Source organism: Duganella sp. P38 (genome assembly GCF_050859475.1).
Classification (GTDB): Bacteria; Pseudomonadota; Gammaproteobacteria; order Burkholderiales; family Burkholderiaceae_D; genus Rugamonas.
The window spans coordinates 2480322-2501881 of the sequence record NZ_CP193936.1 but is presented as its reverse complement, the minus strand read 5'-3'; the positions used below and the strand labels follow the sequence as shown (position 1 = coordinate 2501881).

The window sequence follows — 21560 nt, the reverse complement described above, 5'->3', positions numbered from 1 at the left end:
CTTGAGGAAGGACGCTTAACGGCACAACTGCTGCCACTGGGCGTCGAATTCGGCCGGCGAGACGTCCTGCGCCAGCAAGGTCAGCTCGCGCGCCACCGAGATGTAGCGCTGGAAGCCGATATAGGCGCCAAAAGCGTCCTTGGCGTTGACCTCGCCGCACGGGGCGCCGCCCTTGCCGATGAACTGGTTGCGGAACTGCGCCTGGGACGGTTCAAGGATTTTCTCCCGTACATATTTTTCGCCCTGGCTGCTGAGCAGCGCCATGTCCTCGCGCTGTTTCTGCTCGGCCGACTTGCCGCAGGCGGCCAGCGCCAGCATCAAGGCCGTCGTGATTAACAATCTCATATATTTTTCTCTTTTGTATTTCTCGCATTCCCGCTTTAACGCCGCAACACCCCGCATTGTTGACACGCAGGTGATTTGTTAATATCCCATGCTTTACAGCTTGATCAGGAGACAATATGTCCGACCGAATTTCCGCCCGCTGGTTCCACACCGTGCTGGCCTGCGCAATGTTGCTCAGTTCCTATGCCGGGGCAGCTGAAAAACTGGCCCACGTGACCATTCTGGCCACCGGCGGCACCATTGCCGGCAGCGGCGCCAGCAGCACGACCACGGTCGGTTACACCGCCGCCACCGTCGGCGTGGACCGCCTGATCGCCGCCGTGCCGGAACTGGCCAAGGTGGCCGACGTCAAGGGCGAGCAAGTGTTCCAGATCGCCAGCGAAAACATGAGCAACGAGCACTGGCTGACGCTGGCCAAGCGCGTCAACACGCTGCTGGCGCAGCCGGACGTGGACGGCATCGTCATCACGCACGGCACCGACACGCTGGAAGAAACCGCGTATTTCCTGGACCTGACCGTCAAAAGCAAGAAGCCGGTAGTACTGGTCGGCGCCATGCGCCCCGGCACCGCGCTGTCGGCCGACGGCCCGATCAACCTGTACAACGCCGTGCTGCTGGCGGCCAGCCAGGAAGCGGTCGGCAAAGGCGTGCTGGTGGCGCTGAACGACCAGATCCACGCGGCCCGCGACGTCACCAAAACCAATACCTCGACCCCGGACAGCTTCAAGACGCCGGAACTGGGCCTGCTGGGCTACATCCAGGGCAGCAAGCCTTACTTCTACCGCCAGCCGACCCGCAAGCACACTGTCGACAGCGAGTTCGACGTCAGCAAGCTGAACGCGCTGCCGCAGGTCGACATCGTCTACGGCTACGCCAATGTTAGCCCAGTTGCGCTGAACGCGCTGGTGGGCGCCGGCGCCAAGGGCATCATCCACGCTGGCGTGGGCGACGGCAGCCTGGCCACCGCGGTCAAGGCCGGTCTGGTCGAAGCGCGCAAAAAGGCGTGCTGATCGTGCGTTCGAGCCGCGTCGGCCAGGGCATCGTCGCCCGCAACGGCGAAGCCAACGACGACGAGCTGGACTTCGTTGCCTCCGACACGCTCAACCCGCAGAAGGCCCGCATCCTGCTGATGCTGGCGCTGACCAAGACCAGCGACAGCAAGCAGATCCAGCGCATCTTCTACACCTACTAAAGCGCCTAAGGATAGCTGGGCCGTGTCATGCGGAACAGATTATCCGGCGTGATCTCGAAATAATCGGCCGGGCCGCCGCCACGCAGGATGGGGCGCGCACCGGCCGTATCATAGATGCCATCGCGCAGCAGCTCGCGCGCGATATGCACGCCAACTACCTCGCCCAGTATCAACCAGGTATCGGTGTCGGCGCCGGCTGCGCCTTGCAGGCGGATAATCTGCGTGCGCTTGCATTCGAAGGCGACCGGGCTTTCCAGCACGCGCGGCACGCTGACGACATTGGACGCAGCCGGCGTCAGGCCGGCCAGCTGGAACTCGTCCACCTGCGGCGGCGCGGCGGCGCAGCTGGCGTTCATCGCCCCGGCCAACGGGCGCGTGGCCAGGTTCCAGACGAACTCACCGGTTTCCTCGATATTGACCAGCGTGTCCTTGCGGCCCAGGCTGGCGAAGCCGATCAGCGGCGGCGTGTAGTTGAACGCGTTGAAAAAGCTGTACGGCGCGAGGTTCAGAACGCCGCTGGCGGCGCGCGTGGAAATCCAGCCGATCGGGCGCGGCCCGACGATGGCGTTGAAGGGATCATGCGGCAGGCCGTGGCCTTGCGCGGGCTGGTAGAAGTAGGAATCGCTCATGCCGCATTGTCGCACACGGCGCCGGCGTCACGCGCAGCGCCGGGCGCCAGCGCTTCAGCGCGCCAGTTGCGCCAGCAGCGCGTCGGCCACCGCGTTGGCGGACGCGGGATTCTGGCCGGTAATCAGCTCGCGGTCCACCACCACATGTGCTTGCCAGTCCGGCACGCTGCTGTAGACGCCGCCGGCGCGCTCCAGCGCCGTCTGCGGCGTGAACTTCATTTCGCCGCCGTTCAGCATCGGTTTGGCGGCGTCCTCTTCCTTGTTGCTGATGACCGTCATCTTGTAGCCGGCGTAGATCCAGGCCGGCATCGTGCGGGGCTTGCCGGCCGTGCCGCTTTCCAGCGCTTGCGTGAACTGCCGCGGCTGCGCCAGCGTCGACAACAGGGCGATCGGGCCATGGCACACCAGCGCGGTCGGCTTGCCGTCCTTGTGGAAGGCGCTCAGCAGGCGCCCCAGCGGCGCGCTGTGCAGCAGATCCTGCATCGGCGCGTGGCCGCCGGGAATGTAGACCGCGTCGTAGCGGGCGTAGCCGGTTTGCTCCACGCGCGCCAGGCTCACCACCGGCGAGCTGGTGGTCGAGGTCAGTTGCAGCTTGTCCAACAGGTCCAGGTGCTGCCGCATCTGCGCCTCGTCGTCGCCGAAATACATTTTATTGAGCGAGCTGCGGTCCACGGTTGGCGCCTTGCCCAGTGGCGTGGCGAAGGTGACGGCGTGGCCGGCATCGATCAGCTTTTTGACCGGCTGCATCAGCTCGTTGGCGTAAAAGCCGGTGTCGAATGTGCGCTGGCCGCGCAGCGCCAGCTGGGATTCGTCGGACAGCACGACCAGCACATCGGCGGCGTTGGCGGCGAAGGCGGCCAGGCCGAGGAAGGCGCCGGCGACGGCATGGCGGAGAGTGGTTTGCATCGGTTGCTCCTTTGTTTTCAATGAGCACAGTGTATTCATGCCGGCGGTGTGTTTAAATAACCTAAAACTCAAATCATTTGTTCTTGAAAGGCTTGAATGGCGCGGCAATTCGATCATATGGCGGACGTGGAGGCGTTTGTCACCATCGTCGACAGGGGCACGATCAGCGCGGCGGCGGTGGTGCTGGGCACCACGCCGTCCGTCCTGAGCCGGGCCGTGGCGCGGCTGGAAGCCAGGCTGGGCGTGCAGCTGATGCGCCGGACCACGCGCCGGCTCAGCATCACCGACGCCGGCAACCTGTATCTGGAACAGGCGCGCAGCGCCTTCGGACTGATCGCCGACGCTGAGCGGGCGATCCGGGGACGCGACGGCGCGCTGTCGGGCAAGGTGCACATCAGCGTGCCGACCACTTACGGCCACTACCGGCTGCCCGCCCTGCTGCGGCCGTTCATGGAACGGCATCCGCAAGTCTCCATCGAACTCGGCATCAGCAACCGCAATGTCGATCTGGTCGCCGAGGGCTACGACATGGCCATCCGCCTCGGCGAGCTGGCCGACAGCGGCCTGGCCGCCAAGCCCTTGGGTGACGAGGCCGTGTGCCTGGTCGCCTCGCCGGCTTACCTGCAACGCGCCGGCGCCCCGCGCGACCTGGATGAGCTGGCCCGGCATGCGTGCCTGCCCTTCATCCTGCCCAGCAGCGGCCGGCAGGCGCCGTGGTTGCTGCGGGTGGATGGGCAGGACATCGACTGGCTGGCGCCGGCCCGCATGCAGGTGGCGGACGATGTGCTGGGCGTGGTGTCGCTGGCGCAGAACGGGCTGGGCATCTGCCAGACCTACCGCTTTGTCGCCGCGGAAAGGCTGGCGAACGGCCAGCTGGTCGAGGTGCTGCCGGCGCTGGGCGGCCGCAGCCGGCCGTTCACGCTGATTTATCCGCCGCACCGGCGCATGTCGGCCGCCAGCCGCGCGTTGATCGACTGCCTGCCTTCAGGTTGTTAACATTTTCTGTGGATAAGGTTGTTAAGAAGCATTCTCACCAACTGCTAAGTATTTGTTTTCGCGAGATAAATTTTCGCTGCGTAAATTTTTCGCAGCGAAGTTATCCACTCCAGTACACTAGCCGGATTTGCCACTTTTCCTACCGGACCACATGAAATTGCGATTTACCGCCCTGGCCTTGTCGCTGCTGCTGGGCGCCACCAGCCTCCACGCCAGCGCCGCCGAGACAGCCGCGCCGAAGTGGAGCTTGCGCGAGCATTACACCAAATACGAATTCCAGATTCCGATGCGCGACGGCGTCAAGCTGTTCACCGCCGTCTACGTGCCCAAGGACGCCAGCAAGCCCTATCCGTTCCTGATCCAGCGCACGCCGTACAGCGCCGGCGTCCAAGCCGACGGCGAGCTGCACTACGGGGTGGATTTCTACCCGGAGCACATCGGCCCGTCGCAGCAATTCGAGGACAGCGGCTACATCTTCGTCAAGCAGGACGTGCGCGGCCGGTATATGTCCGAAGGCAAGTGGCAGGAAATGACGCCGCACGTCAATCCAAAGCGCGCCAAGGGCGAAGGCAACGAAAGCGAGGACATGCACGACACCGTCGACTGGCTGCTGAAGAACGTGGCCAACAACAACGGCAAGGTCGGCATCCTCGGCATTTCCTATCCGGGCTTCTACACCTCGGCCAGCATCATCGATTCGCACCCGGCGATCAAGGCCGCCTCACCGCAGGCGCCGGTGACCGATCTGTACATGAACGACGATTCCTACCATGGCGGCGCCTTCATGCTGGCGGCCAACTTCGACTTCTACGCGGCGTTTGTCGAGGCGGAAAACCCGACGCCGCTGCCGAAAACCTGGGACCGCTTTGATTACGGCACCGGCGACGGTTACGAATTTTTCCGCAAGCACCTGACGCTGACCAACATCCTCGGCACGATGACCGCCAGGCAGCGCGCGCTGCTGCAACCCACCATCGAGCACAGCAGCTACGACGAATTCTGGCAAAGCCGCAACATCGCGCCGCACCTGAAAAACATCAAGGCCGCCGTGCTGACCGTCGGCGGCTGGTACGACGCCGAAGATCCGCAGGGCCCGCTGACCACCTACGCCAGCATCAAGCGCAACAATCCGAACATCTACAGCGGCCTGGTGATGGGGCCGTGGGTGCATGGCGGCTGGGCGCGCGGCGAAGGCAAGCGCCTCGGCTATGTCAACTTCGACAGCAAGACCGGCGAATACTTCCGCAGCCAGATCCAGTTCCCGTTCTTCGAGCAGCACCTGAAAGGCGTGCCGAACAAGAACACCACCGAGGTGCACGCCTTTGAAACCGGCAGCAACGTCTGGCGCACCTATGCCGCCTGGCCGCCGAAGCCGGCCCAGTCGCGCACGCTGTACCTGGGACCGAACGGCACGCTGAGCTGGACACAGCCTGCCGGCGGCGAGGCCTACGACGAATATGTGGCCGATCCGCGCAAGCCGGTGCCGTTTACCGCCTACCCGGCGCTGGGCGTGCCGAAGGAATACATGGTCGGCGACCAGCGCTTCGCCGCCACCCGGCCGGACGTGCTGACCTACCAGAGCGAGCCGCTGGAAGAAGACGTCACCTTCGCCGGCCCGGTCAAGCCCAAGCTGTTCGTTTCGACCACCGGCACGGACGCCGACTGGGTAGTCAAGCTGATCGATGTGTATTCGGCCGACTACCCTAACGGCGAGCCGGAGGAGCGCCGTGGCGGCGACGCCGGCAAGCCGCGGCTGCCCATGGCCTCGTACCAGCAACTGGTACGAGGCGACCGCTGCGCGGCAAGTTCCGCAACGGTTTCGACCAGCCGCAGCCGTTCACGCCGGGCAAAGTGGAAGCGGTGAACTACAGCATGACCGATATCAACCACACCTTCCGCCGTGGCCACCGGATCATGGTGCAGATCCAGAGCTCGTGGTTCCCGCTGGTGGACCTGAACCCGCAGACGTTTGTGGATATTCCCAAGGCCAGGCCCGAGGACTTCCAGAAAGCCACGCAGCGGGTCTACCACGCGCCGTCGATGTATTCGGGGATTGAAGTGCGGTTGCTAACAAATTCTGTGGATAAGCTTGTTAACAAGCGATAAGACCGGCCGCTAAGTAACTGTTTTATTGGCAGAAAATAGAGCTGCGCATTTTCTGCGCAGCTCGAAAAGTCAGCCATTCACCACACGCAGCTTGCCGCGGCTCGGCGCGTGGACAGTCTTTTTCGGCAACGACGCTACCGCAGCGGATTGATCCAATTTAAATTGGCCGACGATTTCGCTCAAATGCGCCGCCTGATCTCTTAATTCATGCGCCGCCGCACTCGCCTCTTCCACCAGCGCCGTGTTCTGCTGCGTCATGCCATCCATCTGGCCCAGCGCCTGGCTGACTTCCTGAATGCCGACGCTTTGCTCTTCGCTTGCATGGGTAATCTCGGCCATAATCTCGGTAACGCGACGGACGCTCGCCACCACATCATGAATCGTCGTGCCGGCTTTACCCACCAAATCCGAACCGGCGCCGACTTTCTGGACCGAATCATCAATCAACGCTTTAATTTCTTTCGCGGCCTGCGCCGAGCGTTGCGCTAATACGCGCACTTCGCTGGCCACCACCGCAAAACCGCGCCCTTGTTCACCGGCGCGGGCCGCCTCGACCGCCGCATTCAACGCCAGAATATTGGTCTGGAATGCGATGCCATCAATAACCGAAATGATATCGACGATTTTTTTAGACGAATCATTAATCGACGCCATCGTATCGGTAACCTGGCGCATCACATCGCCGCCCTGCTCCGACACCTCCGACGCCGACTGCGACAGCTGATTGGCCTGCTGCGCGTTGCTGGCGTTCTGCTTCACGGTCGAAGTCAGCTCCTCCATCGCGGTTGCCACACGCTCCAGCGACTGCGCCTGGGTTTCGGTACGTTGCGACAAATCCACATTGCCCTCGGCAATATCGTTCGATGCATGGGTAATCGCCTCGGTGCCATGGCGCACCTGCGTCACGATGCCGGCCAGGCTGTCGCGCATGCTCTTGATGGCAAACAGCAGGCTATCGTTGTCGGACGGCGCCACTTTCACCGACACCGCTAGATCGCCCTTGGCGATACGGCTGGCGATTTCCGCCGCATAGGCCGGCTCGCCGCCAAGCTGCTTCAGCAGCACGCGCTTGATCAGGCCGGCGATCACCAGGCTCAATACAAACGCCACCACGGCCAGCGCCGTCACCAGGCGCTGCGCGCCGGCGGCAAATTCTTCCACCTCGACAGCGGCCGCTTCGGATTCCTTCTGCGCGGCGGTCACCAGCACAGCCATGTCCTGCACGATGCGTCGACGCAAGGGACTGCATTCATTGACCAGGAAACGGCCGTACTCCTGCATCTTGCCGGCCTCGCGGTACTGGCGCGGACGCTTCAGCTCATTCGCCATGGCCAGCAAGCCTTCCTTCACCTTGGCAAACTGTGGATCGTTGGCATAGGCCGGCCCCATCTTCTCGACAGCAGCGAGGTAGATCGCCTTTTGCTCGTCAACGATGTTCAGCTCCTTGGCGGCCTGGGCGTCGTCATCGAAGATATAGGCATTGCGGGCGGCCAGGCCGGTCTGGGCCAGCGCCTCGCGCGCCACGTACAGCGGCTCCAGCCTTTCAGCGGAAATGGCGTTTTCCGCGTGAAACGCCTTCGACAGCGACGATACCCGCACCACCGAAAACACCGCCAACACCAGCATCAGCGCGGTCAACATGCCAAAGCCCAGCGATAGCTGAGTACCGATTTTTAATTTCTTGAACGAATCCATTTGACGCTCCTGAGAAAGGGCAAAGTTGGGCTGACAACCAGGCTCGCGGACGCGGGGCGAAGAAAGGGAAAACGTGTCGGGGCAGGGACGAAATGATGCCGACAGAAGCGGCGGCTAAGATATGGACACCGCTCCGGATATGGTCTGGCGTTACTATGCCTCAGAAAATTCTCAAAATCAACAAATATTAAACTACCAATACGATACTGACGAAAAAAACCGCCCGAAGGCGGCCAAGCGAGGAATTCTCAATAATGGGAATTAAGCTGGGATCGCTTCTTTCTCAGCTTGTTTTTTGCGGCGACGGGCCATGAAGCCCAGTACACCGATGCCGCTCAGCATCATGGCATAGGTTTCTGGCTCAGGCACGCCCGACACCATCGACACGCCATAGCTGCCGCCCAGGGTGCCATCGGCCAGGCCGGTGATGACCATGTGGTAAGCGCCGCCCACGTTCAAGGCGATGTCGTGGTACGAGTTGTTACCCAGGAAGGTGCCCCACAGGTCGCCACCGGAGCCCGAGGTGCCGCTGAAGATCGAGTAGGTCAGATTGGTGATGTTGAACACGTTCACACCGCCCAGCGACAGGGTCAGCGGGTTGGCCGAGGTGCCCAGGCTGCCCGATGGAACGATGAAATCGATGGTGTCGCTGAACGAACCTGCCTCGTGCACGAACAGGTGACCGTATGGATTGCTAACGTCTTGCGTGATCACCCCTGCATTCACGGAAATGTCGTTTGCCGAAGCAAAGCTGCTGGCCAGGGCCAGGACGGTGGATGCGAAAATCATTTTTGCTTTCATTATATGCGCCTTGGTTAGATTGAGAAGCCAGTGCGTAGACTGGAATTTGTATCCCGCTCAGGAGACAGACGCAATCGTAACCAGCCTCTAGCAAAAGAAATGTGAGGCAACGAACACAGTGGAAATAATTCGTAAAAAACAACATACTTTCTTAAGAATTAATCGAATTGAATTCTTGTTAAGTGCTGTTTTTGGGGTTCCGCCGACGCGCGACGATGCCGACAACCCCTAGATCAAGCGCGGTGACCTCCCCAAAACCTTGCTTAAAGTCGGTATAGCGCAAAGTGATAGAGCCCGACACTTCGGCCTGAGGCGGAAGGTAGGTCCCCGAGTCGTCAATGAAGTTGGATGAGACGAAGTCAGCCTTGAAAATATGCACCGCCGGGTTCGCACAGTCGCACTGCGCCTGCGCCATGGTCATGTAGAAGAACATGGCAGCAATAGAAGCAATTTGTTTAAACATATCTCAATCTCCCCAAGTGATCGGAAGGATCATGATATCGAAATAAATATTTTTATTTACAATAAATTGCAGCGTGATTTGGCCTGCCCAGTTGGGTTCGAGCCAGCGCCTCTACCTGGCGACGAAGACGACGGCGCGCGAGCGCACCGACCAAGCCCAATCCCGCGAGCAGCATCGCATAGGTCTCAGGCTCCGGCACAGCGACGATGGACTGCGTGATCGTGCCAACAACATCATAGGACTCGAAGAACTCTGACCCATTGGACCGGTACTGCATCCAATCAACCCCATAACGTGTGGATGCAGAAACCTGGAAGTAGTTGGTCTGGCAGCAGTCTGAGCTACCGGTAAACATCACGTCGTCCGGAGTATCCCCATTCCCACCCGCGCCGAATTGGATCTTATCCGGTGTCCAACGGTAACCGTCGATCACCAGATCGACCGCAATGACCTTGCCGAAACCGCCGCGAAAATCATTGTATTGAAGCGTGATCGCCCCCACCACATCGTTCTGTGGTGGCGTTGTATTGGAAAAGTCATCACGAAAGTTCCAGGCATGGAAATCAATCTTGAAGATGCGCTCGACAGGCACTTCCCAGTCTTGGGCTTGAGCCGCTGTTGAAAACGTAAATAAACAAGCAATGAAGGCTAATGCTCTAAGCATGTTGACTCTCCGCGTGGTGGAAGGATATCGATAGTATCAATTTTTCTATACTTACAGATAATAAATCGCGCGTATTGCTGGTCAATGGGAATGGGAATGGGAAGCACCTGATGCCGGCATTGCTTCGCACTCAGTCCAGCGCAGCGCGGGACAAAGCGGCTCTAGCACAGCCGGCGCTGCGTAAACTGTTGATTTATTTGGCCTGCCCAGCTGGGTTCGAACCAGCGACCCTCAGCTTAGAAGGCTGATGCTCTATCCAACTGAGCTATGGGCAGAAGTCGCGCCGCAGTAACTGCGGCAGAAATGAAAAACGGGCTGTCCGAAGACAACCCGTTTTAGAGATTTTGGTCGGAGTACAAGGATTCGAACCTTGGACCCTCTGGTCCCAAACCAGATGCGCTACCGGGCTGCGCTACACTCCGATGAACAGTATTTTAGCCGCACTCGCCCCGCGCGTCAATCAAAGCACATGATTTATATTTCAGTGCTAAAACATTAGGCAGCCAGCTGGCCGTCCACCTTGTCGGCGATACGGCGCGCCATCGACTGGGCGGCGTCGGCATCGCGCGCTTCGACCATGACGCGGATCAGCGGTTCGGTGCCTGATGCGCGGATCAGCACCCGGCCGCTGTCGCCCAATTCGGCCTCGACCCGCCCCTTCTCGGCCACCATGGCGGCGTTTTTGGTCCAGTCGAAGCCGGCCGGCACGCGCACGTTGATCAGCGTTTGCGGGAAGATGGTCAGCTCGGCACAGCATTCCTCCAGCGACTTGCCGGCGCGCTTCAATGCCGACAACACTTGCAGCGCGGAGATGATGCCGTCGCCGGTGGTGTGCTTGTCCAGCGCCAGCAGGTGGCCCGAGCCTTCGCCGCCGAGTATCCAGCCCTTCTCCTGCATCACTTCCAGCACGTAGCGGTCGCCGACCTTGGCGCGGGCGAAGCCGATGCCCTTCTGTTTCAACGCCACTTCGACCGCCATATTGGTCATCAGCGTGCCGACCGCGCCGGCCACAGGGCCGGTGGCCAAGCGGTCCATGACCATCAGGTACAGCAGTTCGTCGCCGTTGTAGAGGCGACCGTTGGCGTCGCACATGATGAGGCGGTCAGCGTCGCCGTCCAGCGCGATGCCGAGGTCGGCGCCGTGGGCCTGCACGGCGGCGGCCATGGCTTTCGGCGCGGTGGCGCCGTGGTCGAGGTTGATGTTGAAGCCGTCCGGCTTGTTACCGATGGCGATGACTTCCGCGCCCAGCTCGTGGAACACGTGCGGCGCGATGTTGTAGGCGGCGCCATGGGCGGTGTCGACCACCACTTTCAGGCCGCGCAGGTCCAGCTCGTTCGGGAAGGTGCTCTTGCAGAATTCGATATAGCGGCCCTGGGCGTCGTCCAGGCGCTTGGCGCGGCCCAGTTTTTCCGACGGCACGCAGTGCATCGGCTGGTCCAGCTCGGCTTCGATGTCCAGTTCGACCGCGTCCGGCAGCTTGGCGCCCTGCGCCGAGAAGAACTTGATGCCGTTGTCCTGGAACGGGTTGTGCGAAGCCGAGATGACCACGCCGGCCGACAGGCGCAGCGCGCGCGTCAGGTAGGCGATGGCCGGCGTCGGCATCGGGCCGGCCAGCATGACGTCGACGCCGGCGGCCGAGAAGCCGGCCTCCAGCGCGGCTTCCAGCATGTAGCCGGAGATGCGCGTGTCTTTGCCGATCAGCACGGTCGGACGGCCGCTGCCGGTGCGCTTGCTGGCCAGTACCTTGCCGGCGGCGTAGCCGAGGCGCATGACGAAGTCGGGGGTGATGGGGGCTTCGCCAACCAGGCCGCGGATGCCATCGGTGCCAAAATATTTACGTGTCATTATTTGTGCTCTTTATCGTTATTGTTACTGGCCGGCCTGAAATACCTTCAGGGCATCGACCGTTTCGGCGACGTCGTGCACGCGCACGATCAGCGCGCCTTGCGCCACCGCCGCCAACGCGCCGCCGACACTGCCGGCCATGCGTTGCTCGACCGGCTTGCCGGTCACCGCGCCCACCATCGATTTGCGCGACAGCCCGGCCAGCAGCGGCAGCTTCAGTTCATCGATCAGGCGAGCGGTGGCTTTCAGCAAGGCGTAATTATGCTCCACCGTCTTGCCAAACCCAAAACCGGGATCGATGCACAGTCGACGCGGATCAATTCCGGCGGCCAGCAGCGCCTCGGCGCGTGCGCGCAGGAAAGTGATTACCTCTTCAACAACATCAGTGTACGACGGCGCCAGCTGCATGTGTTGTGGATCGCTCTGCATGTGCATAATGCACAACGCGCAATCGCTGTCGCGCACCGCCTCGATGGCGCCGGGCGCGCGGAAACCGTTGATGTCGTTGATCATGTCGGCGCCGGCGATGATGGCTTCGCGCATCACCTGCGGCTTGTAGGTGTCGACCGAGACGGCCGGGCCGAGGTCGCGCAGTGCGTACAGCACCGGCATCACGCGTTGCAGCTCGTCTTCCAGCGACACCGGCGGCGCGCCGGGCCGGGTCGATTCGCCGCCGATGTCGATGATGTCGACGCCGTCCTCGATCATTTGCTCGGCGTGCTCCAGCGCAAACTCCAGCGCGTGGTGCTGGCCGCCGTCCGAAAACGAATCGGGCGTCACGTTGAGAATACCCATCACGCGCGCACGCACGCCCTGCCCCCGCCACGGGAAATTAAAACGGCCAAACTGTAAGGTAGATTGCATGTGAAACTGGAATGAAAAAGGGCGAGGATCGCTCCTCACCCTTGTAGTTGATGCCTGCCGCCAGCGCTTAGGCCGGTGCGGTCACGCTCGGCGATACGCCGCTGCCGCCGTCGCCCGGAGGCTGCTTGCGGATCGACACGCCGGCTTTCGGCGGACGTGGGTCCAGGCCGGCCATGATGTCGTTGATCTGGTCCGCGTCGATGGTTTCCCATTCCAGCAGCGCCTTGGTCATGACTTCCACTTTCTCGCGGTTGTCTTCCAGCAGCTTGCGGGCCAGCGCGTACTGCTGGTCGAGGATGTTGCGGATTTCCGCGTCAACCTTCTGCTGCGTCGCTTCCGAGATGGTCTTGTTGCTGCCGCCGAGGAAGCCGTCGTTCTGGCTGTCCTCGTACACCATCACGCCCAGCGCGTCCGACATGCCGAACTTGGTGACCATCGAGCGGGCCAGCTTGGTGGCGCGCGAGAAGTCGTTGGAGGCGCCGGTCGACATCTGGCCGACGAAGATTTCCTCGGCGATACGGCCACCGAACAGGATGGAAATCTCTTCCAGCATCTTGTCCTTGTAGCCCGAGATATTGTCGTGCTCAGGCAACTGCCAGGTCAGGCCCAGCGCCCAGCCGCGCGGCATGATGGTCACTTTGTGGACCGGATCGGCCTTTGGCAGCAGCTTGGCCACCACCGCGTGGCCGGACTCGTGGTACGCGGTGTTGCGGCGTTCTTCCTCGCGGATGACCATCGATTTACGCTCAGGACCCATGTAGATCTTGTCCTTGGCGTCCTCGAAGTCGGCCATGTCGACCAGGCGCTTGGAGCGGCGCGCGGCAAACAGCGCGGCCTCATTGACCAGGTTGGCCAGGTCGGCGCCCGAGAAGCCTGGGTGCCGCGCGCCAGCACGTCGGCCTTGACGTCGGTGCCGATCGGCACTTTGCGCATGTGCACGTTGAGGATCTGTTCGCGGCCGCGGATGTCCGGCAGGCCGACGTTGACCTGGCGGTCGAAACGGCCCGGACGCAGCAGCGCCTTGTCCAGCACGTCCGCGCGGTTGGTGGCGGCGATCACGATCACGCCGGACTGCGCTTCAAAGCCGTCCATTTCCACCAGCAGCTGGTTCAGCGTCTGTTCGCGTTCGTCGTTGCCGCCGCCCATGCCGGCGCCACGGTGACGGCCGACCGCGTCGATCTCGTCGATGAAGATGATGCACGGCGAATGCTTCTTGGCGTTCTCGAACATGTCGCGCACGCGGGAGGCGCCGACGCCGACGAACATTTCCACGAAGTCCGAACCGGAAATCGAGAAGAACGGCACCTTGGCTTCGCCGGCGATGGCGCGCGCCAGCAGGGTTTTACCGGTGCCCGGAGGACCAACCATCAGCACGCCGCGCGGAATGCGGCCGCCCAGTTTCTGGAACTTGCTCGGGTCCTTCAGGAAGTCGACGATCTCGGCGACTTCTTCCTTGGCTTCGTCGCAGCCGGCCACATCGCCCAGGGTGACGGTGTTATTGGTTTCATCCATCATGCGCGCCTTCGACTTGCCGAAGGAGAACGCGCCGCCCTTGCCGCCGCCCTGCATCTGGCGCATGAAGAAGATCCACACGCCGATCAGCAGCAGCATCGGGAACCAGGAGACGAACACCTGCGACAGGAACGATGGCTCCTCAGGCGGTTTGACGTCGAAACGGATGCCGTTGTCGCGCAGGTCGCCGATCAGGCCGCGGTCCAGCATGGTGGCGGTGGTGCGGACCTTGGTGTCGTCGCTGCGGGTGGCGGTGATGTTGCCGCCTTCAATCACGACATCCTTGATGCGCTTGGCCTTGACGTCATCCAGCAAATCGGAATAAGCGATAGGTTTCGCCCCGCCGGTTACGCCATGGCTATCAAACTGCTTGTACAGCATAAGCAGGAGCAGTACCACGACTACCCAGATGGCTGATTTGGAAAACATGTTATTCACGAAAACTCCTTGGATGCGAGGCGCATCGATAAACCTGGCTGAAATTCGATTTTACTCGCAATAAGCAGGCCTTGCCAGAAACCTGCCGTGCGCCGGTCAAAAACCGGCGGAAAAACACATTATTTGACCTAAATCAGGCTGCAATCAAGGCAAAAACGGCATTCCCGGGTTCGATGTAAGGGTTGTTCAGCAAATATCAAGGGCGCCAGCCATCAGAATCCAAAGGCTGGGCCGACGCCATGCCGCCATCGGTCGGGTTTTTCAGGCCGCGGCCGAGCAGAAAGATCTCGGACGACTTGTCGCGGCTGGCTTTCGGTTTCTTCTGGATCACTGTTTTAAATTCCGCACGGAATTTATGAACGATGTCGTTAAAGCCCATGTCTTTGAAACATTTAACCAGCAGCGCGCCTTCCGGCTTCAGGTGGGCTTGCGAAAATTCAATGGCGAGGTCGATCAGGTGCTCCATGCGCGCCGCGTCGGAATCCGGAATGCCGGACAGATTGGGCGCCATGTCCGATAACACCAGGTCAACTTTCTGTCCCTGCACCACCGCCTCCAGCTGTTGCAGCACTTCCGCCTCGCGGAAATCGCCCTGGATGAAGTGGAAGTCGGCCACCGGCGCCATCGGCAGGATGTCGAGGCCGATCAGCGTGCCATGCACGCCGCCACCCTCCTTGCCGGCCAGCTTGCGCCGGGTGTACTGGGCCCAGCTGCCAGGCGTGCAGCCGAGGTCGACGATGACCTGGCCGGGCTTGATCAGCTTTTCGTCCTCATCGATCTCTTTCAGCTTGAAAGCCGCGCGGGCGCGATAGCCCTCTTTCTGGGCCATTTTCACGTAAGGATCGTTAATATGGTCGTGAATCCAGTTTTTGTTTATTTTGTTCTTAGCCATTCGCGTAGAATACTGCCTTTAAGGAACCTACTAAAAGAATTTTATGATCAAACTTACACCCGTCGAGCGCAGCGCACTGCGCGCCGAAGCCCATGGCCTGAAACCTATCGTCCTGATCGGCGCCGACGGCCTGACCGCCAACGTCCTCAAGGAAATCTCGCTCGGCCTCGATTCCCACGGCCTGATCAAGGTGCGTGTGTTCGGCGATGACCGCGAAGCGCGCATCGCCATATATGAAACCATCTGCGAGCAGCTGAAAGCGGCGCCGGTGCAGCACATCGGCAAGCTGCTGGTGCTGTACCGTCCGAAGGTGGAAACGGAAAAGGCCCGCAGCGCCACCGCCGGCAAGGGCATGCGCGAAGTCACCATCGTCAAGGCCAGCGCCAGCGGCACCAAGCGTCCGTCGGTCACCAAGGTACTGCTGAAGGGGAATGAACGCGTGACCCAAGGCGGCAACATCAAGCGCGCCAAGGCACGTCAGAAATCGACCAAGAAGACTGTGCTGGGCTAACCGCCGCCACTCCCGCGCAGGCGGGAGTCCATGGGCAGCTTGCTCGGCATGGGCTCCCGCCTGCGCGGGAGCGACGTCTTGGCTTACTGTTTCACCACCAGCCACGCGGCCAGCAGGCTCTGGATCAGATAGATCGTGCTGGAAATACCGTGCAGGATGCCGAATTCGTTCTTCGCGGCGCCCTCCATCACGCCGCCCGGCCCCGCCGCGGCGCGCAGCGACGCCATCATCGGCTGCAAGCCGAAGTGCGACACCAGCGTACACACCAGCATCACCGCCACGATAATCAACAAGGTCCGGCGCGACTTGGCCGCCATATTGGCCGCGGGCCCGGCAAAAATGCCGCCGGTGCTGGTCTGGGTCGCGCCCAGCAGCACCAGCATCACCAGCGCGCAGCCGATCGACAGCCAGGCCTGGTTGCTGAACAGCTGGCCGGCCAGCGTGCCGGCCAGCACGCGGTCGCTCAGCGTGGCGAACAGGGTCGGCGCGGCCAGATAGCCCACCGCCCAGAGACTGCCGGCCCACAACGTGGCAACCAGCAAACGTGTGCGGGCGAGTAGCATCAGATGTAGCGCACTTCCAGGATTTCGTATTCGCGCGGACCGGACGGGGCCTGCACCTCCACCACGTCGCCGGCCGACTTGCCGATCAGCGCGCGGGCGATCGGCGAAGTCACCGATACCTTGCTCAATTTCAGGTCGGCCTCATCGACGCCGACGATCTGGTAGCTGACCTTGGCGCCGGACTCCAGGTCTTCCAGGTCCACGGTGGCGGCAAACACCACGCGGCCTTCGGCGTCCAGCTGGGTCGGATCGATGATCTGCGCCGCGCTCAGCTTGCCTTCGAGTTCCGCGATGCGGCCTTCCACGAACGCCTGGCGCTCCTTGGCGGCATCGTACTCGGCGTTTTCCGACAGGTCGCCATGCGAGCGTGCTTCGGCAATCGCGTCGATCACGATACGGCGTTCTTTGGTCTTCAACTGGTGCAGCTCTTCTTTCAGGAGCTCGGCGCCGAATTTGGTAAGTGGAACTGAAGTCATGTTGTCTATTTACTCTGTTATTACAATGGAAAACCACAGAGGCCGCGCCTGACTGCCTGCGCGAGCTCTGTGGTCCGGGTACTACCTAAACCTATTAAAGCTTAGTGTAAGGTTTTATGCAGCCCTTGTAAATCGTACACTTGCAATTCGTCGAGGTGACGGATGCCTTCGACCGCCGCTTCGGCGCCAGCGATGGTGGTGTACGTGGTCACGCGCGAGGCCAGCGACGAGGTGCGGATGGCGCGCGAGTCGACGATGGCGTTGCGCTTCTCTTCCACCGTGTTGATGACCAGAACGATTTCATGGTTCTTGATCATGTCGACGATGTGCGGACGGCCCTCGACCACCTTGTTGACCGCCGTTACCGGCAGGCCGGCGGCGGCAATCACCGCGGCCGTGCCCTTGGTGGCGGCCAGCGTGAAGCCCATGTCGACCAGGTCGCGCGCCACTTTCACGGCGCGCGGCTTGTCCGAGGCCTTCACCGACAGGAACACCTTGCCCGACTTCGGCAGCTTGACGCCGGCGCCCAGCTGCGACTTGACGAAGGCTTCGCCGAAGGTTTTGCCGACGCCCATGACTTCACCGGTCGATTTCATCTCGGGGCCGAGGATGGTGTCGACGCCCGGGAATTTCACGAACGGGAATACGGCTTCCTTGACGCTGTAGTAAGGCGGCACCACTTCGGTGGTGATGCCCTGCTCCGCCAGCTTCTGGCCAACCATGCAACGCGCGGCGATCTTGGCCAGCTGCAGGCCGGTCGCTTTCGACACGTAGGGCACGGTGCGCGAGGCGCGCGGGTTCACTTCCAGCACGTAGACCACATCCTGGCCGTCCTGCTTCTGGATCGCGAACTGCACGTTCATCAGGCCGACCACGTTCAGGCCCTTGGCCATCAGCGAGGTCTGACGCTTCAGTTCATCGATGGTTTCCTGCGCCAGCGAGTACGGCGGCAGCGAGCAGGCCGAGTCGCCCGAGTGGACGCCAGCTTGTTCGATGTGTTCCATCACGCCGCCGATGAAGGTGGTGTCGCCGTCCGAGATGCAGTCGACGTCGCACTCGATGGCGTCGTTCAGGAAGCGGTCCAGCAGCACCGGCGAATCGTTCGACACCTTGACCGCTTCGCGCATATAGCGTTCCAGGTCGCGCTGCTCGTGGACGATTTCCATCGCGCGGCCGCCCAGCACATAGGAAGGACGCACCACCAGCGGGTAGCCGATTTCCTGTGCCAGCGCCAGCGCGTCCGCTTCGGTGCGCGCGGTGCGGTTAGGCGGCTGACGCAGACCCAGGTCTTGCAGCAGCTTCTGGAAACGCTCGCGGTCTTCGGCGGCGTCGATCATATCCGGCGAGGTGCCGACGATAGGCACGCCGTTGGCTTCCAGGTCCAGCGCCAGTTTCAGCGGCGTCTGGCCGCCGTACTGCACGATCACGCCAACCGGTTTTTCCAGTTCGACGATTTCCAGCACGTCTTCCAGCGTCAGCGATTCGAAGTACAGGCGGTCGGAGGTATCGTAGTCGGTCGACACGGTTTCGGGGTTGCAGTTGACCATGATGGTCTCGTAGCCGTCTTCGCGCATCGCCAGCGCGGCGTGCACGCAGCAGTAGTCGAATTCGATACCCTGGCCGATACGGTTAGGGCCACCGCCCAGCACCATGATCTTCTTCTTGTCGGTCGGATTGGACTCGCATTCCTCGTCGTAGGTCGAGTACATGTAGGCGGTGTTGGTGGCGAATTCCGCCGCGCAGGTGTCGACGCGCTTGTACACCGGACGGATGTCCAGCGAATGACGGTATTTGCGCACTTCGGCCGGCGTGGTTTGCAGCAGGAAGGCCAGGCGGCGGTCCGAGAAGCCCTTCTGTTTCAGCTTGTACAGCGTGGTCTTGTCCAGCTGTTCCAGCTTCTGCGTGTCCATCCACAGTTCCAGGTCGACGATTTCTTTAATCTGGATCAGGAACCATGGATCGATCTTGGTCAGCTGGTGCACTTCTTCCAGCGTGAAGCCTTGCGCGAACGCGTCGCCCACGTACCAGATGCGCTCCGGGCCCGGCGCGCCCAGTTCCTCTTCGATCTTCTCGCGGTCCTTGGTTTTCTCGTTCAGGCCATCGACGCCCACTTCCAGGCCGCGCAGCGCTTTCTGGAACGATTCCTGGAAGGTGCGGCCGATCGCCATCACCTCGCCGACGGATTTCATCTGCGTGGTCAGGTGGTGGTCGGCGGTCGGGAACTTCTCGAACGTGAAGCGCGGGATCTTGGTGACGACGTAGTCGATCGACGGCTCGAACGAGGCCGGGGTGGCGCCGCCGGTGATCTCGTTGCGCAGCTCGTCCAGCGTGAAGCCGACGGCCAGCTTGGCCGCCACCTTGGCGATCGGGAAGCCGGTGGCTTTCGAGGCCAGCGCCGACGAACGCGAGACGCGCGGGTTCATCTCGATGACGATCATGCGGCCGTCTTTCGGATTGATCGAGAACTGCACGTTGGAGCCGCCGGTGTCGACGCCGATTTCACGCAGCACCGCCAGCGAGGCGTTGCGCATGATCTGGTATTCCTTGTCGGTCAGCGTTTGCGCCGGCGCCACGGTGATCGAGTCGCCGGTGTGCACGCCCATCGGGTCCAGGTTTTCGATCGAGCAGATGATGATGCAGTTGTCCGCCTTGTCGCGCACCACTTCCATCTCGTACTCTTTCCAGCCCAGCAGCGACTCTTCGATCAGCAGCTCGTTGGTTGGCGAGGCTTCCAGGCCGCGTTTGCAGATCGCCTCGAATTCCTCTTCGTTGTAGGCGATGCCGCCGCCGCTGCCGCCCATGGTGAACGATGGACGGATGATGGTCGGGAAGCCCACTTCGCGCTGCACCGCCCACGATTCTTCCATCGAGTGCGCCACGCCCGAGCGTGCCGAACCCAGGCCGATCTTGGTCATCGCGTCCTTGAACTTGGCGCGGTCCTCGGCCTTGTCGATGGCTTCCGGCGTGGCGCCGATCAGCTCAACCTTGTATTTATCCAGCACGCCGTTGCGGTGCAGGTCCAGCGCGCAGTTCAGCGCCGTCTGGCCGCCCATGGTCGGCAGGATCGCGTCCGGCTTCTCCTTGGCGATGATTTTTTCCACGACTTGCCAGGTGATCGGCTCGACGTAGGTGACATCGGCCATCTCCGGGTCGGTCATGATGGTCGCCGGGTTGCTGTTGACCAGGATGACCTTGTAGCCTTCTTCGCGCAGGGCCTTGCAGGCCTGGGCGCCGGAGTAGTCGAATTCGCAGGCCTGGCCGATGATGATCGGGCCAGCGCCAATAATCAGGATGCTTTTAATATCAGAACGTTTTGGCATTTATTTTTTCTCCGTAGCTTCCATCAGGCCGATGAAGCGGTCAAACAGGTAAGCGACGTCAGTCGGGCCAGGCGATGCTTCCGGGTGGCCCTGGAAGCAGAAGGCCGGGGTGTCGGTGCGGGCGAAGCCCTGCAGCGAACCGTCGAACAGCGACACGTGCGTCACGCGGCAGTTGGCCGGCAGCGTGGCCTGATCCACCGCGAAACCGTGGTTTTGCGAGGTGATCATCACATGCTTGCTGTCCAGGTCCTGCACCGGGTGGTTGGCGCCGTGGTGGCCGAACTTCATCTTCAGCGTTTTCGCGCCCGAGGCCAGGCCCATGATCTGGTGGCCGAGGCAGATACCGAACAGCGGAATCTTCTTCTCCATGAACACCTTGGCGGCGGCGATGGCGTAATCGCAAGGCTCCGGGTCGCCGGGACCGTTCGACAGGAACACGCCGTCCGGGTTCAGCGCCAGCACTTCCTCGGCGGTGGTCTGCGCCGGCACGACGGTGACCTTGCAACCGCGCGCGGTCAGCATGCGCAGGATGTTTTTCTTCACGCCGAAGTCGTAGGCGACCACGTGGAACTTCTGGTCGGCTTCGACCAGCTTGCCGTAGCCTTCGCCCAGCGCCCACTCGGTTTCGGTGTATTCGTATTTATCCTTGACGCTGACCACCTTGGCCAGGTCCATGCCGGCCAGGCCGGGGAAGGAGCGCGCCAGGTCCAGCGCCTGCGACACCGACGGCTCGTTACCCTGGGTGCCGGTGACGATGGCGCCCGACTGCGCGCCCTTCTCGCGCAGGATGCGGGTCAGCTTGCGGGTGTCGATGCCGGCGATGGCGACGATGTTCTCGGCCTTCAGGTAGTCGGCCAGCGATTGGGTCGAGCGGAAATTCGAAGCGATCAGCGGCAGGTCACGGATGATTAGACCGGCGGCGTGCACTTTGGTGGACTCGACGTCTTCGGTGTTGATACCGTAGTTGCCGATATGCGGATACGTCAGGGTGACGATCTGGCGGCTGTAGGAAGGATCGGTCAGGATCTCCTGGTAGCCGGTCATGGAAGTGTTGAAGACCACTTCACCGGTCGTATGGCCGGCGGCGCCGATCGAAAAACCTTTGAAAATGGTTCCGTCAGCGAGGGCCAGTATGGCTGGAACGGCGGGGCCAGAAAAAATGGCGGCAAGGGCAACTCCTGATAAAGTTACCGTAGCTGCGCCACGTCAGACGACCGTCAAGCTACCCAGGCGATGTGCGCGCCACGGGCGGGATAGTCAGATTGATGATGGATGAGTGGTAGTCGCTACGGTAGAGATATGATTTGGCTAAACCTTTGAATTATAACCAAATCCGCCCTGC

17 protein-coding genes, 2 tRNA genes and 3 pseudogenes are annotated in these 21560 nt (G+C 61.6%); 5 read left to right on the top strand and 17 right to left on the bottom strand.

Translation table 11 applies throughout. The features are described from left to right. Positions 1-15 precede the first annotated feature (15 nt). On the bottom strand, positions 16-345 hold the full coding sequence (locus ACRQ5J_RS11585; RefSeq protein ID WP_432383409.1) for a hypothetical protein: 330 nt from the start codon (positions 343-345) through the stop codon (positions 16-18). A 167-nt stretch (positions 346-512) separates the two neighbouring features. On the opposite strand from ACRQ5J_RS11585, the pseudogene ACRQ5J_RS11580 reads away from it, so the two are divergent. Continuing rightward, positions 513-1537 (top strand): annotated as a pseudogene (locus ACRQ5J_RS11580) (type II asparaginase). A 5-nt stretch (positions 1538-1542) separates the two neighbouring features. Here the strand turns inward: ACRQ5J_RS11580 and ACRQ5J_RS11575 are convergent. Together ACRQ5J_RS11575 and ACRQ5J_RS11570 are read right to left on the bottom strand one after the other, a co-directional pair. Further along, positions 1543-2166: a flavin reductase family protein gene (locus ACRQ5J_RS11575; protein ID WP_432383408.1), complete on the bottom strand. Its 624-nt coding sequence runs from the start codon at positions 2164-2166 to the stop codon at positions 1543-1545. 54 nt (positions 2167-2220) lie between these two features. Continuing rightward, entirely contained in the window at positions 2221-3072 is an 852-nt protein-coding gene (locus ACRQ5J_RS11570) for a type 1 glutamine amidotransferase domain-containing protein (protein WP_432383407.1), read from the bottom strand. Positions 3073-3168: 96 nt separating this feature from the next. On the opposite strand from ACRQ5J_RS11570, the gene ACRQ5J_RS11565 reads away from it, so the two are divergent. The 3 genes from ACRQ5J_RS11565 (at position 3169) to ACRQ5J_RS11555 (ending at position 6174) form a co-directional block, all read left to right on the top strand. Beyond that, complete coding sequence (locus tag ACRQ5J_RS11565; protein WP_432383405.1) at positions 3169-4068, top strand: LysR family transcriptional regulator; 900 nt, start codon at positions 3169-3171, stop codon at positions 4066-4068. A 151-nt stretch (positions 4069-4219) separates the two neighbouring features. Then, positions 4220-5932 (top strand): CocE/NonD family hydrolase, encoded by a 1713-nt coding sequence (locus ACRQ5J_RS11560; protein ID WP_432383403.1) that lies wholly within the window; start codon positions 4220-4222, stop codon positions 5930-5932. Further along, positions 5920-6174 carry a hypothetical protein gene (locus ACRQ5J_RS11555; RefSeq protein ID WP_432383401.1) on the top strand — a complete coding sequence of 85 codons (255 nt, stop codon included), beginning with the start codon at positions 5920-5922 and terminating at the stop codon, positions 6172-6174. The genes ACRQ5J_RS11560 and ACRQ5J_RS11555 overlap by 13 nt, the downstream gene beginning before the upstream one ends. A gap of 69 nt (positions 6175-6243) precedes the next feature. On the opposite strand, the gene ACRQ5J_RS11550 is transcribed toward ACRQ5J_RS11555, so the two are convergent. The 10 genes and pseudogenes from ACRQ5J_RS11550 to ACRQ5J_RS11505 all read right to left on the bottom strand — a co-directional run bounded on the left by ACRQ5J_RS11550 (position 6244) and on the right by ACRQ5J_RS11505 (position 15348). Further along, on the bottom strand, positions 6244-7869 hold the full coding sequence (locus tag ACRQ5J_RS11550; protein ID WP_432383399.1) for a methyl-accepting chemotaxis protein: 1626 nt from the start codon (positions 7867-7869) through the stop codon (positions 6244-6246). 261 nt (positions 7870-8130) lie between these two features. Continuing rightward, entirely contained in the window at positions 8131-8670 is a 540-nt protein-coding gene (locus ACRQ5J_RS11545; RefSeq protein ID WP_432383397.1) for an FxDxF family PEP-CTERM protein, read from the bottom strand. 178 nt (positions 8671-8848) lie between these two features. Further along, complete coding sequence (locus tag ACRQ5J_RS11540; protein WP_432383396.1) at positions 8849-9133, bottom strand: hypothetical protein; 285 nt, start codon at positions 9131-9133, stop codon at positions 8849-8851. 52 nt (positions 9134-9185) lie between these two features. Continuing rightward, positions 9186-9344, bottom strand: a pseudogene (locus tag ACRQ5J_RS11535) (PEPxxWA-CTERM sorting domain-containing protein); the annotation flags it as partial. Positions 9345-9995: 651 nt separating this feature from the next. Then, positions 9996-10072 (bottom strand) — tRNA-Arg (locus ACRQ5J_RS11530). Positions 10073-10142: 70 nt separating this feature from the next. Continuing rightward, positions 10143-10219, bottom strand: a tRNA-Pro gene (locus tag ACRQ5J_RS11525). Positions 10220-10292: 73 nt separating this feature from the next. Further along, positions 10293-11642 (bottom strand): phosphoglucosamine mutase, encoded by a 1350-nt coding sequence (gene glmM, locus ACRQ5J_RS11520; RefSeq protein WP_432383394.1) that lies wholly within the window; start codon positions 11640-11642, stop codon positions 10293-10295. A 24-nt stretch (positions 11643-11666) separates the two neighbouring features. Further along, entirely contained in the window at positions 11667-12506 is an 840-nt protein-coding gene (gene folP, locus ACRQ5J_RS11515) for a dihydropteroate synthase (protein ID WP_432383392.1), read from the bottom strand. A 67-nt stretch (positions 12507-12573) separates the two neighbouring features. Then, positions 12574-14456: pseudogene (ftsH, locus tag ACRQ5J_RS11510) on the bottom strand (ATP-dependent zinc metalloprotease FtsH). A 196-nt stretch (positions 14457-14652) separates the two neighbouring features. Then, on the bottom strand, positions 14653-15348 hold the full coding sequence (locus tag ACRQ5J_RS11505) for an RlmE family RNA methyltransferase (RefSeq protein ID WP_432383390.1): 696 nt from the start codon (positions 15346-15348) through the stop codon (positions 14653-14655). A 43-nt stretch (positions 15349-15391) separates the two neighbouring features. On the opposite strand from ACRQ5J_RS11505, the gene yhbY reads away from it, so the two are divergent. Next, positions 15392-15859 (top strand): ribosome assembly RNA-binding protein YhbY, encoded by a 468-nt coding sequence (gene yhbY, locus ACRQ5J_RS11500; RefSeq protein ID WP_432383389.1) that lies wholly within the window; start codon positions 15392-15394, stop codon positions 15857-15859. Positions 15860-15942: 83 nt separating this feature from the next. Here yhbY and ACRQ5J_RS11495 read toward each other — a convergent pair whose 3' ends face one another. The 4 genes from ACRQ5J_RS11495 to carA all read right to left on the bottom strand — a co-directional run bounded on the left by ACRQ5J_RS11495 (position 15943) and on the right by carA (position 21379). Beyond that, the gene (locus ACRQ5J_RS11495; RefSeq protein ID WP_432383388.1) at positions 15943-16422 is read right to left on the bottom strand and encodes a DUF4149 domain-containing protein; all 480 of its coding nucleotides are present in this window, start codon (positions 16420-16422) and stop codon (positions 15943-15945) included. Beyond that, positions 16422-16898, bottom strand: a complete 477-nt coding sequence (greA, locus tag ACRQ5J_RS11490; protein WP_432383387.1) for a transcription elongation factor GreA — start codon at positions 16896-16898, stop codon at positions 16422-16424. The genes ACRQ5J_RS11495 and greA overlap by 1 nt, the downstream gene beginning before the upstream one ends. Before the next feature lie 101 nt (positions 16899-16999). Beyond that, positions 17000-20218 carry a carbamoyl-phosphate synthase large subunit gene (carB, locus tag ACRQ5J_RS11485; RefSeq protein WP_432383385.1) on the bottom strand — a complete coding sequence of 1073 codons (3219 nt, stop codon included), beginning with the start codon at positions 20216-20218 and terminating at the stop codon, positions 17000-17002. Next, positions 20219-21379 (bottom strand): glutamine-hydrolyzing carbamoyl-phosphate synthase small subunit, encoded by a 1161-nt coding sequence (gene carA / locus ACRQ5J_RS11480; RefSeq protein WP_432383636.1) that lies wholly within the window; start codon positions 21377-21379, stop codon positions 20219-20221. It abuts the gene before it with no gap. Between the last annotated feature and the right edge of the window lie 181 nt (positions 21380-21560).

What these genes read in the sequence shown, in the direction of transcription:
- folP (WP_432383392.1), bottom strand. Translation starts at nt 12,506, where the DNA reads ATGCAATCTACCTTACAGTTTGGCCGTTTTAATTTCCCGTGGCGGGGG.
- ACRQ5J_RS11505 (WP_432383390.1), bottom strand. Translation starts at nt 15,348, where the DNA reads ATGGCTAAGAACAAAATAAACAAAAACTGGATTCACGACCATATTAAC.
- ACRQ5J_RS11540 (WP_432383396.1), bottom strand. Translation starts at nt 9,133, where the DNA reads ATGTTTAAACAAATTGCTTCTATTGCTGCCATGTTCTTCTACATGACC.
- ACRQ5J_RS11495 (WP_432383388.1), bottom strand. Translation starts at nt 16,422, where the DNA reads ATGCTACTCGCCCGCACACGTTTGCTGGTTGCCACGTTGTGGGCCGGC.
- ACRQ5J_RS11585 (WP_432383409.1), bottom strand. Translation starts at nt 345, where the DNA reads ATGAGATTGTTAATCACGACGGCCTTGATGCTGGCGCTGGCCGCCTGC.
- ACRQ5J_RS11560 (WP_432383403.1), top strand. Translation starts at nt 4,220, where the DNA reads ATGAAATTGCGATTTACCGCCCTGGCCTTGTCGCTGCTGCTGGGCGCC.
- carB (WP_432383385.1), bottom strand. Translation starts at nt 20,218, where the DNA reads ATGCCAAAACGTTCTGATATTAAAAGCATCCTGATTATTGGCGCTGGC.
- ACRQ5J_RS11550 (WP_432383399.1), bottom strand. Translation starts at nt 7,869, where the DNA reads ATGGATTCGTTCAAGAAATTAAAAATCGGTACTCAGCTATCGCTGGGC.
- ACRQ5J_RS11570 (WP_432383407.1), bottom strand. Translation starts at nt 3,072, where the DNA reads ATGCAAACCACTCTCCGCCATGCCGTCGCCGGCGCCTTCCTCGGCCTG.
- glmM (WP_432383394.1), bottom strand. Translation starts at nt 11,642, where the DNA reads ATGACACGTAAATATTTTGGCACCGATGGCATCCGCGGCCTGGTTGGC.
- yhbY (WP_432383389.1), top strand. Translation starts at nt 15,392, where the DNA reads ATGATCAAACTTACACCCGTCGAGCGCAGCGCACTGCGCGCCGAAGCC.
- ACRQ5J_RS11575 (WP_432383408.1), bottom strand. Translation starts at nt 2,166, where the DNA reads ATGAGCGATTCCTACTTCTACCAGCCCGCGCAAGGCCACGGCCTGCCG.
- greA (WP_432383387.1), bottom strand. Translation starts at nt 16,898, where the DNA reads ATGACTTCAGTTCCACTTACCAAATTCGGCGCCGAGCTCCTGAAAGAA.
- ACRQ5J_RS11565 (WP_432383405.1), top strand. Translation starts at nt 3,169, where the DNA reads ATGGCGCGGCAATTCGATCATATGGCGGACGTGGAGGCGTTTGTCACC.
- ACRQ5J_RS11545 (WP_432383397.1), bottom strand. Translation starts at nt 8,670, where the DNA reads ATGAAAGCAAAAATGATTTTCGCATCCACCGTCCTGGCCCTGGCCAGC.